This window comes from Methylobacterium sp. CB376 (assembly GCF_029714205.1).
In the GTDB taxonomy this organism is placed as follows: Bacteria; Pseudomonadota; Alphaproteobacteria; order Rhizobiales; family Beijerinckiaceae; genus Methylobacterium.
This window is the reverse complement of record NZ_CP121648.1, coordinates 6,055,747-6,068,659: the sequence shown is the minus strand read 5'-3', so window position 1 is coordinate 6,068,659 and position 12,913 is coordinate 6,055,747. Positions and strand designations below refer to the sequence as shown.

8 protein-coding genes and 5 pseudogenes are annotated in these 12,913 nt (G+C 66.3%); 4 read left to right on the top strand and 9 right to left on the bottom strand.

All coding sequences use genetic code 11. The features are described 5' to 3' along the window. Positions 1-563: 563 nt before the first annotated feature. The 3 genes and pseudogenes from QA634_RS27970 to QA634_RS27960 form a co-directional block, all read right to left on the bottom strand. A complete protein-coding gene (locus QA634_RS27970; protein ID WP_012335242.1) occupies positions 564-989 on the bottom strand; it encodes a PAS domain-containing protein in 426 nt (141 codons plus the stop codon). A 53-nt stretch (positions 990-1,042) separates the two neighbouring features. Next, positions 1,043-1,816: pseudogene (locus QA634_RS27965) on the bottom strand (nitric oxide dioxygenase); the annotation flags it as partial. Positions 1,817-1,884: 68 nt separating this feature from the next. Beyond that, positions 1,885-3,267: pseudogene (locus QA634_RS27960) on the bottom strand (IS1182 family transposase); the annotation flags it as partial. A gap of 203 nt (positions 3,268-3,470) precedes the next feature. Here QA634_RS27960 and QA634_RS27955 point away from each other — a divergent pair. Beyond that, a complete protein-coding gene (locus QA634_RS27955; protein ID WP_012332367.1) occupies positions 3,471-4,484 on the top strand; it encodes an IS110-like element ISMtsp9 family transposase in 1,014 nt (337 codons plus the stop codon). A gap of 237 nt (positions 4,485-4,721) precedes the next feature. Here QA634_RS27955 and QA634_RS27950 read toward each other — a convergent pair. Beyond that, positions 4,722-4,991, bottom strand: a pseudogene (locus QA634_RS27950) (transposase); the annotation flags it as partial. 319 nt (positions 4,992-5,310) lie between these two features. Here QA634_RS27950 and QA634_RS35970 point away from each other — a divergent pair. Further along, positions 5,311-5,436, top strand: a pseudogene (locus QA634_RS35970) (recombinase RecD); the annotation flags it as partial. 78 nt (positions 5,437-5,514) lie between these two features. Here the strand turns inward: QA634_RS35970 and QA634_RS27945 are convergent. The 3 genes and pseudogenes from QA634_RS27945 to QA634_RS35610 form a co-directional block, all read right to left on the bottom strand. Beyond that, complete coding sequence (locus QA634_RS27945; RefSeq protein ID WP_012335239.1) at positions 5,515-5,940, bottom strand: cupin domain-containing protein; 426 nt, start codon at positions 5,938-5,940, stop codon at positions 5,515-5,517. An 889-nt stretch (positions 5,941-6,829) separates the two neighbouring features. Continuing rightward, a pseudogene (locus QA634_RS35615) lies at positions 6,830-7,281 on the bottom strand (zinc-binding dehydrogenase). 119 nt (positions 7,282-7,400) lie between these two features. Further along, positions 7,401-7,844 (bottom strand): alcohol dehydrogenase catalytic domain-containing protein, encoded by a 444-nt coding sequence (locus QA634_RS35610; RefSeq protein WP_322597448.1) that lies wholly within the window; start codon positions 7,842-7,844, stop codon positions 7,401-7,403. A gap of 279 nt (positions 7,845-8,123) precedes the next feature. On the opposite strand from QA634_RS35610, the gene recD2 reads away from it, so the two are divergent. Continuing rightward, positions 8,124-10,358 carry an SF1B family DNA helicase RecD2 gene (gene recD2, locus QA634_RS27935; RefSeq protein WP_012335238.1) on the top strand — a complete coding sequence of 745 codons (2,235 nt, stop codon included), beginning with the start codon at positions 8,124-8,126 and terminating at the stop codon, positions 10,356-10,358. 36 nt (positions 10,359-10,394) lie between these two features. Here the strand turns inward: recD2 and QA634_RS27930 are convergent, their stop codons facing one another. Next, entirely contained in the window at positions 10,395-10,667 is a 273-nt protein-coding gene (locus QA634_RS27930) for a DUF2312 domain-containing protein (protein ID WP_012335237.1), read from the bottom strand. A gap of 56 nt (positions 10,668-10,723) precedes the next feature. Continuing rightward, on the bottom strand, positions 10,724-11,818 hold the full coding sequence (locus QA634_RS27925) for a hypothetical protein (RefSeq protein WP_168169173.1): 1,095 nt from the start codon (positions 11,816-11,818) through the stop codon (positions 10,724-10,726). Between the two features lie 488 nt (positions 11,819-12,306). On the opposite strand from QA634_RS27925, the gene QA634_RS27920 reads away from it, so the two are divergent. Further along, entirely contained in the window at positions 12,307-12,876 is a 570-nt protein-coding gene (locus tag QA634_RS27920) for a DNA-3-methyladenine glycosylase (protein WP_012330759.1), read from the top strand. The last annotated feature ends 37 nt before the right edge of the window (positions 12,877-12,913 follow it).

Here is a 12,913-nt window from a genome sequence, read left to right as displayed (position 1 = left end):
TGGTGCTGTCTTTCTCGGCAGGCAGACAGCCTGGGAGCCAACTGCGTGTGCTCTTCCATAACGATGACCGTCCATGGGCATGTCGTGCGGCTGAGGGGGATCGTGTCGAGACGGGCGAGCGCGAAGAGCACCGTCAGGGCAGGTCTCGCGTCGTACTCGCCACGAAAGGGCCAGTAGAAGCCGATCAGCTTGCCGGATGCAGGGGCGAGTGCTGCTCTGAGCCCCTGACTGATACGGGCCCCAAGCCTCCCGATCCTGGGTCAAGATCTGCATGCGCCGCGCGATCAGGGCGGCCCGAGTCTCCTTCCACCACTACCTGACGGTCGGCCAGTCCGCTGCGCAGCTCTGGAGTAGTGGTGGGGAATTCTGCTCCCCACAGGCCTCAACACCAAGGAAGCTCGAGTCGAGCTCGTGCGTGAAGCAGGGTGGCGAGCTGTACTCGCCCAACGCGCTCGGCCCGCGGCCGGCGAACTCCGTCAGCGTCCCGGGTGTCTTGCCTGCAGTCCGGCCGTGGTGCTCCCCACGATGGCTCGATGACTGCGACGCTGGGTTCTGCCACGAAGCTACCCGGACACCCTCGCCAGCCGCTCCCGCAGAACCTTCATCTCGGTGAACCGCACCGTCACGTCCCGCATGACCGCGACGATCCCGGTCATCGCGCCCTGTTCATCCTTGAGAGGCACGATGGTGAACTCCACCGAGATCTGCCGCCCATCCTTGCAAACGCCTGGAACTGACAGAAGGGCGCCCTCGCCGTAGCGGCTCTCGCCCGTCGCCATGGTTTTGTGGTAGCCGTCCCAGTGGCGCTTGCGCAGCCGCTCGGGCGTGATGATGTCGAGCGACTGGCCCACCGCCTCGGTTTCCGTATAGCCGAAAATGCGGGCTGCACCGGGGTTCCAGACACGGATGATGCCGTCGCGGTCGGAAGCGACGACGGCGTCCGCTGATCCGGCCAGAATGGCATCGGCAACGATGCGCGCGAACTCCATGAGCATCCTCCCCGGAAGCGGCGCCGCCCTCCGGCGGAGCGGCGCCGTCGCACTCAGGCTGCCTGCTGCTCCAGCAGCTCGTCGGCCGGGCCGAAGAACTCGAACCGGATCCGCTCGGTCGGAACGCCCTCGCGTCGCAATCCGTTCACAAGCGCGCGGAGAAACGGCTCGGGACCGCACAGGTAGTAGGTCGCCGCCTCGTGGGGCGTCTGCCCCACCAGCCACTCCGCGGTGATCAGCCCCTGCGCATCGTAGTGCTCCCCTGGCCGGTCCCCCGCCGCGGGCTCCGCGTAGAAGGTGTGCAGGCGCAGGTTCTCGTTGCTTGCCGTGAGTTCCCGGACCTGATCCCGCATCGCGTGCACGCGCCCGTTCTGGGCGCCGTGAACGTACCAGGTCGGCCGCTCGGGCGTGGTCCTGGCGATCGTCTCCAGCATGCTCATCATCGGCGTGAGCCCGACGCCGCCGCTCACCAGCACGACCGGATCCTTGGCCGCTCGATCCAGATAGAAATCACCCGCCGGCGGTGCTGCGCGCAGCACTGTTCCGGGCCCAGCTTCATCATGCAGCCAGTTCGAGACGATACCCGCCGGCTCGCCCGGTTGGCCCTCGCGCTTGACGGTGATGCGGTAGGCGCGGTCGTTCGAAGCACAGGGGATCGAGTAGTTGCGCTTGAGCACGCCGTGACCCGGCAGGTCGAACAGGAAGCCGAGATACTGCCCAGGCTGGTGGTGCAGGACCGGCCCGCCGTTGGCCGGAACGAGAACGAGCGAGCGGATGGCCTCGCTCTCGGGCGTGACGCTCTCGACCACGAACTCGCGCCAGCCGTTCCTGGGATTGCCCCGGCTCGGTGGTTCTCCCGCACTTTGATATTGGTGGCGAATTCGGCTCGGCAAAGTCAGGCTGCAAGCGCGTGCAGCTGTGCAAAGGATGAGTTTCGTGTTCGAGCCTTTGGTTCGTCCGCGAGCCATCGCAGTAGTCGCACCAGGTTCATTGCCGCTGCCGTCATCAGATGAGCCAGGTGCGTCTTCGCGTGTCCGAAGTAGGGCGTTCGCCGCAGCCGAGATGACCGCACGCCTTGTGCAATCGTGCCCTCGACGCCGCCTCGTCGGACGTACTCGGCTGCGAAGTCGGCGGTCTTCTCCCGCTCCCGCCTGACCCGCAACGCCTTATGTTGGGCTTCAGGGCGGATCGTGATCGCCCGGCGGGCCGACCGCGAGCGTGTGCAGTACGGCCGCGGCGAGCAGTCCCGGCAATCGCGGACCGCGAACTTGATCTTGATCACCGGTGTCGTGCCGTGGACGAGCGTGGGCGTCCAGCTCTGGCTTTCCTTCCCGCCCGGACACGTTGCCCGCCGTCGAGCGAAGTCAATGGCAAAGTCCCGTGCGGCGAAGCCGGCACCGGCCTGGGCCTGCCACTGCCGATCACCCCGCGTTGGGCCGACCAGATCGATCCCGTGGCGCGCCTGGGCGTCAACGAACAGCGCCGCGTTCACGAAGCCGGTGTCGGCGATGTGGATCTTGGGCAGCAGATCCCGTGCAGCGAGCGTCGCGTGGATGGTCGAGGTCGTCGCATCGTCTGAGACCGCGGCGGTCGTCGTCTCGACGTTGGTGACCAGGTTCGGCGCGTCATCGTCGCACGTCTCGGTCAGATGCACTTTGTAGCCGCTCCACACCGTCGTGCCCTTGCTCGCGTAGCGCGCCTCGCCGTCATACGGCGAGCCGATGTATCGACCCGATGGTGGCAGCTGATGGTTCGTCCGCCATGCGACACGGGTGCCCTCCGGCCCGTCCTCGCGGAGGAAGTTCTGCACCCAGACCCGTCGCAGGGTCTCGAGGGCCGCAGCGTCACGCAGGACGGGTGGGGCGAGAGCCAGCAAGGTGAACCCATCGATTCCGGTCTGCACCGCCCACGCCTGCCGTCCTGCCTGGCTCTTGGGCAGCCGGAACTCGCTCGCTCGGAGCCCGGAGCGTTCGACCCAGGTCGGGGTCGTGCACGTGCGGAGCCAGTCGGGCGCGATCGTCGCCAGTTCGTTCAGCGCGTGGCGCAGTGTTTCCCCGACAACTTCGAGCCGGCTGAGGGTCCGCATCGCTCCAAGGACGTGCGTGGAGTCACTGCGCTGACGTCCACCGCCTTTCAGGAGCCCGCGCACTCGTGCCAGTGCGAGCGTCGCGTCGAAGAGCCGGCTTTCGGCCCCATGCGCGAGAAGGCGCGTGCGGAACTCGCTCAAGACGGTGTGGTCGAAACCGGCGTCAGGCAGTTCCAGGCACAGGAGGTATTTCCTGTACCTGACGACGAGCCGTGCTTCAGTGCGGCTTGGGCGTCCGGCGATCTGAGGTATTTCCGGTCCGACGCAGGCGTAGCTCAGCAACGCCTGTGCCGCGATCGCCGATTGGCACGATCCCGGATGCCCTGTCGCGTTCCTCCGAACAGTCGCTGGGGCTCCGCTCGCGCGGACGCCCGCGTACAGGACAGGATCCGCCCATGCTCAGTCCCGGACTGGTGGCCGGCATCGATGCCGGCAAGCACTTCCTCGATCTCGGCTTCCATCCTGCCGGCAAGCCGATGCGCTGCGACAACAATCCGGCCGGCATCAAGCGCCTGATCGCGGCCTTGCGGCAACGAGGCGTCATTCGCGTCGCCCTGGAGGCGATCGGTCCTTACGCTCAGCCTCTCGTGCATGCCCTCGTTGCCGCCGGCTTCACGGTGGCGCTGATTGATCCGCGACGGGTCAAGGCCTTCCGCACTGCCGAGGGGCTGATCGCCAAGACCGACCGGCTGGACGCGGCGCTGATCGCCCGCTTTGCTCATCGCATGAGCGAGTCTCTGCGCCCGGTTCCCACGGCCGACCAGGTGACCCTCAAGGCTCTGTCGACGCGCCGGCGCCAGCTCACCGAGCTGATCGCCATGGAGAAGACCCGGCTGGCCCAGGCCCTCGATCCGATGATCGTCGACAGCCACCGGGCCGTCCTCGAGGCCCTGACGCGGACTTGTGCCGAGGTTGAAGCCGAGCTCGACCGGCGCATCGCTGCCGACCCGGCCTTGGCCCGTAAGCGCATCATCCTCACCTCGATCCCGGGGATCGGCCGGCGCATCGCCGGCGTGCTGATCACCGATATGCCCGAGCTTGGACGGCTCGACCGCAAGGCCGCCGCGAGCCTGGCTGGCATGGCTCCTCATCCCAGCCAGAGCGGGGCCCATCCCGGCCGCCATGCCATCGCTGGCGGCCGGCCGTGCCTGCGGACTGCCTTCTACATGGCCGGCATGGTCGCCGCACGCGCCTGTCCCGCTTTCCGAAAACCCTATCGCGCCATGAGAGACGCCGGCAAACCGGCCAAGCTCGCCATCGTGGCCACAGGGCGACGCGTCGTGACCCTGGCGAATGCTCTCCTCCGCGCCAACAAAACTTTCGACCAGAGCGACCTGGTGACTTGTCAGGCGACGTCCGGGACGGCTCCCCTGGCGACAACGGGGCAACACCAGCATGCGCTGGCGTGATCGCTGGCTTGATCGGAGGGTCGATGCCTCGCATCGACCCTCCGCCTCATGACCGTTCGCCGGCGGGGGCGGGTCAAGGCCTTGTCGCGCAACGCGCGATGGCGCGGAGCGCCAGCCTTGACGCGCACACGACGGTGAACAACCCGACGCTGGAACGCCTCTCGGGCGGGGCCAGCCATCCTGTTTCTAAGAGGTCAAACCGTCGTATCGCCTCCCAAGGCTTGACCCGCGATACAGTCGCCAGTCGATCCACGTGCGGACCGCGTCGGCGGCTTGCCTATCGGTCAGCCCTTCCATGAACTGCAGCAGGGTCGCCAGGGCGAGCCGGACCAGCGCCTCTGCGGGTCGTCCCCGCGCTGGGAACAGGTCGGCGAAGTCGTGATCCTCCATGACCCGATGCAGGTCGTCGGAGAGGCGCATGACCGGATTGCCGTTCGGAAAGATCGCCCGCGCCACCTGCGCGGTCTGATCAGGCGCGACATACGTCCGTCTCACGTCGAGCGACATGCCCCCCTCCTGATTGGCTTGGGGCCACATCGTCGCTCAACGCGCCGCGCGGATCGTCCTCTCATCGCAGGAGCCGCGCCGAATTCGCCACCAATATCAAAGTGCGGGAGAGCCACAGAAACGGGGCAATCCCAGCCAACGCGAGCAGTCTGCGACTCTGGTTGGCGTTCCTTGTCACGGTGGCGTGATAGCGAAGCTCACGCGCCGTGAAGTCCACCCTGAGTCTCACCGCTGCTGGCATGGCGCGGGTCCTCCCCACGCCAGGGAATCACGTCAGCGCCAGCCGCGGAAGCGCCATGAGTCACCCCTCAAGGCCGTTGGTATTACACGCGGGAAGCGGCAGGTGGTTCTGATCGGCCAACGCAAGGCCATTGGCACCGCTGTTCGCGGAGGAGTTGCGAAGCGTAGATATATGAAGCTGCGCGAGTGGTTAGCCACCCACTGATGGGAGCGGCCGTCGTAAGATCGCTCGCTGCGTGGCTTCAGGACCTTGTCCCGTGAGGGTTCCCGCTCAATGCCCTCTTCAACGGTCGGCCGCGGGTACCAACCCATGCCGCAGCATGATCTCGCGGACGACTGCCTCGTCGGGCGGACCTGCGGCAACCAAGCTGGCCAACTCGCGGAAATATTCCGGTCCGAGCACGCCCGGCGTCAGCACACCCAGGCACGTCGCGGTGGCGCCACTGCGGTTGTCGAAGCCGTGGACCACACCACGAGGAATGAAGAGCACGTCGCCCGGACCAACCGCGTGGTCCTTGCCACCCACCGTGAAGGTAACGGTGCCGATCAGTCCGTAGATGGTTTCGTCCCAATCGCGGTGGTAGTGCGCGACCGGCATCCGCCCCTCGTGCGGCACCGTCATCTCGAACATGTCGAGGCTGCCGCTGGTCTCGTGCTTGCTGCGCAGGAACCGGAGTTCCAGTGGGCCGATACGGATCACCTCCAACATCACAGCCTCCGGGCTACCCACGACGGCCTTTCGGTGTGGCGTTCAGCATGGCCGGAACAGTTGCCGGTGACAACACGGTCGACGCACCTCAACGGTAAGAGCGCCGCCCGAGCAGGCCCGCGATCCACTGATCGCGGACGATCGCGGCATCGATCTCGCGAACCTGGGTGGCAAGCTCCGGAGGTAATAGGCTTGCAGCCTCAGCCAGACGCCCGCGCAGCCGCCGCACTATCTTTGGCGCCACGCGAGAAGCTTCCCCGCCGCGCCGCTCGCGATCGTAAAGGTAGTCCTTACCTGCTCCGCACCAATCGCGAAGGCGTGGCGAGACGTGGTCAGACCCAGCTCGCCAAGTCGATCATGAACTTTCATCAGTTGGTGGCCGTAGACGAAGCTGGATGCATTCGTTCGGGTAATATTTTCGACGGAACTTTTTTATCGCACATATTCAAAGTTTAACTACATTAGGAATTCTAAAGTTTACGATTTTGTAGTCGATCTCGTGAGAAGCCGCCTGGAAGGAGATGAGCGCGGTCCTTGAGAGAAGGAGCTTGTGTCTCGGAGCGATTTGTGAGGCTGCGAGGCTTTCCCGATTGTGCCGAATCCAAGCAGTACGTTATTCTTGAACCCAAGCAGCAGTGGGAGGCCCGGATTACGGTTACTGGGTTGCTGTGAGTGCCACGGGCTGATCCGGACGGAGTGCCGGCGGCTGTATCATTCGCGGAACGTCGGCACGGCGAAGTGGGCGGGTACCTCACGAGCGGAGCAGACGCACCGCGCGGGCCGACGTCGCTGTCGGTAGAAGGTCCAGCCCGGCGCCCCTCGCCTCATCCATGTAGCGACCGCATGAGACCCTGCGCATCTTGCCAGCAACGCAGCTTCCACTCAACGGCTACCATTCCACGCAGATCTTGCCGAAGCGCGCCCCGCGCTCCTGATAGCGCAGCGCGTCCGGCAACTGCTCGAACGTGAAACGGCGGTCGATCACCGGCCGGCTGGTGGACAGGTTCAGCGCCGGCACGAACTCCTCCTGGTGACAGCGGCTGCCGGCAATCAGACCTTGCAGCCGCGCCTGCTTCGTCATCAACAGGGCGGTGGGCACCTCGCCTCCGAGCCCGGTCAGAACACCAATGAGAGAGATGTGCCCACCGACCCGCACCGCTTCGATCGATTGCGCCAGCGTGCCGGGACCGCCGATCTCCAGCACGTGGTCAACGCCGCGTCACCCGTCCAGTCGCGGGTTTTCGCGCCCCAATCGGCGTGCTGCCGGTTGTTGATGACGTGATCTGCGCCGAGAGCTTTGGCGCGCTCCAGTTTCTCGTCCGACGAGGAGGTGATGATCACGGCTGCTCTCGTGAGCTTGGCGATCTGCAACGCCGCGATTGAGACGCCGCCGGTTCCGAGCGCCAGCACGACGTCGCCGGCCTTTAGGCCGCCATCCCCGACCAGCGCACGCCATGCTGTCACAGGCCCGCTGTCGTGATGGTCGCCGCTTCGGCATGGCTCCAGCCCTTTGGGGCATGCGTGAACGCGTGAACCGCCTGCACCGCGTGCAACACGGCGAAGCCATCGATCCCGTCCCCCGGCACGCCCGCGAAGCTGCCCACCGCGGTCTGCGGTAGCCCGTCCTGCCACTGCGGGAAGAAGCAGGAGACCACGTGGTCGCCGGGCTTGAACTCGGTCGCGCCCGAGCCGACCGCCTCGACCACACCCGCGCCGTCCGACATCAGCACGCGGCCATCGGCAGCCGGGAACTGACCGGTCGCGACGAGTAGGTCGTGATAGTTGAGCGAGGTGGCGTGCAGGGCGACACGGACCTCACCCGGCCCCGGCTGGCCGGGATCGGGCCGCTCGACGATCTCCGGCCGGTTCAGGCCGCCTGGGCCGCGCATGACGAAAGCCTTCATCTCCGCTCCTTCCGCGCTGTTTGCTCGACCGAGAGTGCGTCGAGGGCTGCCGCGATAGGTAAGATCGCGGACGGAGCAACAAGGTAGGGCGATACCCCTTTTCCGCGGGCGGCCGAGACATCGGCTTGAACGATCGGCGGAACGGCGATGAGTCACGTAGCTAAGGAACGAATCAGGAACTAAACTCCCGTCAACGGCGTGACAGCTTCTCTGGATTGCGCGTTGCGGCCCTGCTTAGCTGAAGGGGACGGGAGCCGGTCATGGGTCCCGCGGGGACACATGAACCAGATGGTCCGGCCCAAGCAGGTCGAGAGGAGCAACCCCGTCGAGGCTCTCGCGGGTACGGTCGAGCGCGTCACCTTCCACTCGCCCGAGACCGGCTTCTGCGTGCTCAAGGTGCAAGCGCGGGGCAAGCGCGACCTCGTGCCGGTGGTTGGTCACGCACCCGCGATCGGCGCGGGCGAGTGGATCACCGCCACCGGCATCTGGATCACCGACCGCACCCACGGCCTCCAGTTCAAGGCCGACACCCTGAAGGCCACGCCGCCCACCGGGGCTGCAGGCATCGAGAAGTACCTCGCGTCGGGCCACATGCGCGGGATCGGCCCCGCTATGGCCAAGCGCATCGTGGCCACCTTCGGTGAGAATACCTTCGAGATCATCGAGGCCGAGCCTGACCGGCTTCGGGAGGTCACCGGCATCGGGCCGTGGCGGGCGGCCAAGATCGTAGCCGGCTGGGCCGAGCAGAAGGCCGTGCGTGAGATCATGATCTTCCTGCACGCCCACGGCGTCGGCACGGCCAGGGCAGTGCGCATCTTCAAGACCTACGGCCATGAGGCTATTCAGGTCATGACTGAAGATCCCTACCGGCTCGCGCGCGACATCCGCGGCATTGGCTTCCGCACCGCCGACGCGATCGCGATGAAGCTCGGGATGGAGAAGAACGCACCGCCGCGGCTCCGGGCGGGCGTCTCGTTCGCGCTCCAGACGGCCATGGACGAGGGGCACTGCGCCTTACCCGCCGAGCGCCTGACCGTGCTCGCCCAGAAGCTGCTGGAGGTCGAACCGGACCTGATCCGAGCCGCCATCACTGAGGAGCTTCTGCGCGGCGAGGAGGTGGTCGCCGACACGGTCGGGGAGGAGACGTGCGTGTTCCTGAAGGGCCTGCACGCGGCCGAGCGCAGCATCGCCGAGCGCCTGATCGCCCGAGCGGCGGGCTCGCCGCCCTGGCCTGAGATCGACATCGGCAAAGCGCGACCCTGGGTCGAGCAGAAGACCGGCAAGGTGCTCTCCCCTTCTCAGGCTGAAGCCGTGCGCCTGATGCTCGCCTCCAAGCTCTCGGTCATCACGGGTGGGCCGGGCGTGGGGAAGACCAGCACCCTCGACACGGTGCTGCGCATCCTGATCGCCAAGGGCGTGCGCGTTCTCCTCGCCGCTCCGACCGGCCGCGCGGCCAAGCGGATGACTGAGCAGACGGGCCTGGAGGCAAAGACCATCCACCGCCTGCTGGAGATCGACCCCAAGCACGGCGGCTTCTCGCGCAACGAGGAGAACCCGCTGGATTGCGACCTGCTGGTGATCGATGAGACGTCGATGGTGGACGTGCCGCTCATGAACGCGTTGCTGAAGGCGGTGCCGGAGCGCTCAGGGCTGCTGCTGGTGGGGGACGTCGATCAGCTACCCTCGGTCGGGCCGGGGCAGGTGCTGGCAGATGTGATCGCGTCGGGGCGCGTTCCGGTGGCGCGGCTCACGGAGGTGTTCCGACAGGCGGCCGAGAGCCGGATCGTCGTCAATGCGCACCGGATCAACGCGGGCAAGATGCCGGAGCCGCCCAGAGCGGGCGACGAGGCCGACTTTTACCTGATCGAGATCGCCGAGCCCGAGGAGGGCGTGGCGAAGCTGATCGAGGTGGTGACCCGGCGCATCCCGAAGCGGTTCGGCTTCGACCCGGTTCGCGACATTCAGGTGCTGACGCCCATGAACCGGGGCGTGCTGGGCGCGCGCAACCTGAACCACGAACTCCAGGCGGTGCTGAACCCGAGCCCGCCCGCCATGGTTGAGCGGTTCGGCTGGAAGTTCGCGCCCGGCGACCGAGTGATGGAGACGCAGAACGACTACGATCGCGAGGTGTTCAACGGCGACCTCGGCTCGGTGCTGCGCATCGACGACGATGAAGGAGCGCTGATGGTCGAGTTCGACGCGCGCGAGGTGGTCTACCCGTTCGGCGAACTCGATACGCTGGTACCCGCCTACGCGACCACAATCCACAAGAGCCAGGGCTCGGAGTACCCGGCCGTGGTGATCCCGATCACCACTCAGCACTGGACCATGCTGGCGCGCAACCTGCTCTACACGGGCGTGACGCGCGGCAAGCGCTTGGTGGTGCTGATCGGGCAGCGAAAGGCCATCGGCATGGCGGTACGCGGTGGGGCGGCGAAGCGGCGCTACACGAAGCTGCGCGAGTGGCTCTCCTGGCCAGCCGTCGAACAGCCGGAACGGTGCGCGCGAGCATGATGCTCGCGCACCCAGGTCAGGCTTGCTCCAGAGATCTCATGCTGCCTGTGCACTCGGCACCTGGCTCGGCGCGTCCATGGCCCGCAGGTAGACGTCGAGCAGCGTCTCGTGCTCGTCGCGCTCGTCCTGATCCTGCTTGCGCAGCTTGATGATCTCCTTGAGGATCTTCACATCGAGCCCGTCGCTCTTGGCCTCCAGGAACACTTCCTTCTTGGCCTCGGTCAGGTCCTTGATCTCCTCGTCGAGCTTCTCAACCCGCTCGATAATCGACCGGATGCGGTCGCCTGCAATCCCAGGAACGTCAGTCATGGTTGCCCCTTTGTTGCTGTCGAGGGGCAGCCTCGGGCATGGCGGTAAGCGAGACGTTAAGTCATCGTCGCGGAGCCAGAGCGGCGAACGTCCCGGACCATCGAGATGGTCCCAGGCCACAGCGCCCACCGATCGCTGCCGCCGGCCGGAATGAGAATGCCCGACCACGCCGCAGCCATCGCCCAGGCCGAGATGGCTTCAGCAGGCCGCGCGAAGGAGGGCTCGATGCCGCTCAGGACGGTGGCCTCGGCGGTGGTCAGCCGCAGGAAGCGGGAACGGACCCAGTCCCTTTGCTTCAGCTGCCGAAGCGCGTCTGCGGGGGTAATCACCGGTCTACCGCCTGCGAGCGCTCGGTCGAGAACCTGCTCCAGGATAGTTGCTTGCCAGTCGGATGGTGCCACCGCGAAGCAGCCGCAACCCGGCACCGCGATGCCGATGGCATGGGAGAGGCCGGAAGTGACGATGCGATCAGCCGCCAGGGAGTTCACGGGCAGGGCTTGGACCTCCGCGCAGGCCGCACGGTAGGCGCGGACCATGGACGCGAGATGTGTCGCCGCGGACGGCTTTGGCGGAGAGAAGTTCTCGGGCGATGGAGCATGGGCCCGGAACTTGGGGTTGTGCAGCCACCGCCGTGGGGCCTCCTTGAGGACCGCCTCCTCCAAGCCCGCCCGGCTCACATCCCGCGGTGCCCAGGACAGGTCGATCTCGACGGCGGCCATGTTCAGCTCGACGAGCTTCGCAATCTTGGCCGCGTCGCAGGGGTGCGCAACACGAAATTCGACCAGCAGATCGCGCCCTTTTCGGCGCGCGATCACGTCGGGGACGATGCCGCCAAGGCGGCGCTCCAGGATAGCCACATCAAGCTGGAACACGCCGCCGGGGTAACCTTGTCGACTGCCTGCGCTGCTCGCCGCCTCCCAGGCGGGCAGTGCCAATTCGAGGCGGCGGGCCAGGCACTCCTTCGCGAACTTGTGGAGCGCCGTCTCCGACCCGGTTTGGCAGCTGAACCCTTCTGCTGCCCTGTGATGGCCGAAGTGGTGGTCGATCAGCTCGCCCTTGCGAGCAACCAGGGGCGCCCCGCAGCCTGGGCAGCGGCAGCCACATGCGAGGCCTGAGGCGACCTCGGAGATGTGGACGATCGTGCCGTCCACTCTCTCACCGAAAACGAGGCTGTCGCTGCTGTCTGGCCTCATCGGGCGCTCTCGACCTGCGCCCTGTTACCACGCCATGAGAGTACAGGATGCGGGGTAGATCGCGCCGGGGAGACCTGATTAGCAGATTCTGAAAAGGTCGGGTTCCGAGTGACGAGCGGCCATTCCGGCGACCCTGATTGAAGGTCCGGAAGTGGCGCATTGCTGAACAAGCCGGACGCGAGTTCGGCGGGAAAGCGCGCGTCCTCGGCTCGCATCGGCATCTGACGCCAAGGCGGCTCCAGGGGCTCCTTCGGGCGAGGAAATCCGACACTTCAGATCTCGACCACCAAAGAACCACGTGTAAGATCCGGCTCGACAGCGCAGCTTGTCGCTGATCGGGCGAGGAAACGGGGGCACTGCGCCCTCGTCGATCTCCGTCGTGAGAAACCGACCGTGCGACCTTCGAACCAGCACCACTTCCAGGATGAATTGATCTACCAACCCTAATGGCCCAGATCCACCTCTCCTGGTTCGATCGCCCAGCAGCCAACGTTGCCGCCGCCCTGATCGGTTGCCAATTGCTGGTCGACGGGGTGGGCGGTGTCATTGTGGAAGCCGAGGCCTACGGCCGGTCCGATCCGGCCTCGCACAGCTTCGCCGGACCGACCCGGCGAAACGCCAGCATGTTCGGCCTACCGGGACACGCCTACGTCTACCGCTCCTACGGCCTGCACTGGTGCATGAACATCGTATGCGAGCCAGGGAGTGCGGTTCTCGTGCGGGCGCTCGAGCCGACGCAGAAGATCGACAACATGAGGGCGCGCCGGCGCACGAGCGACATCCGCCTCCTCTGCTCCGGGCCTGGCCGCTTGTGTGAGGCGCTCGCCATTACGGGTGAGTATGACGGCTGGCCACTCGATCGCGCCCCGTTCGAGATGTTGGCGGGAGATCGGCCGGTCACGGTCTCATCCAGCGGCCGTATCGGCATCACGCGAGCCGTCGAGACACCGTGGCGGTTCGTGCTCGCGGGCTCTCGCTTCGTGAGCCGGCCAACCCCGCGCGGCAAGGTTTGGTAGAATTATCAGCTGGTCAGCGCACGAATCCAGCGGCGGA

What these genes read in the sequence shown, in the direction of transcription:
- QA634_RS27970 (WP_012335242.1), bottom strand. Translation starts at nt 989, where the DNA reads ATGGAGTTCGCGCGCATCGTTGCCGATGCCATTCTGGCCGGATCAGCG.
- QA634_RS27955 (WP_012332367.1), top strand. Translation starts at nt 3,471, where the DNA reads ATGCTCAGTCCCGGACTGGTGGCCGGCATCGATGCCGGCAAGCACTTC.
- QA634_RS27945 (WP_012335239.1), bottom strand. Translation starts at nt 5,940, where the DNA reads ATGTTGGAGGTGATCCGTATCGGCCCACTGGAACTCCGGTTCCTGCGC.
- QA634_RS35610 (WP_322597448.1), bottom strand. Translation starts at nt 7,844, where the DNA reads ATGAAGGCTTTCGTCATGCGCGGCCCAGGCGGCCTGAACCGGCCGGAG.
- recD2 (WP_012335238.1), top strand. Translation starts at nt 8,124, where the DNA reads ATGAACCAGATGGTCCGGCCCAAGCAGGTCGAGAGGAGCAACCCCGTC.
- QA634_RS27930 (WP_012335237.1), bottom strand. Translation starts at nt 10,667, where the DNA reads ATGACTGACGTTCCTGGGATTGCAGGCGACCGCATCCGGTCGATTATC.
- QA634_RS27920 (WP_012330759.1), top strand. Translation starts at nt 12,307, where the DNA reads ATGGCCCAGATCCACCTCTCCTGGTTCGATCGCCCAGCAGCCAACGTT.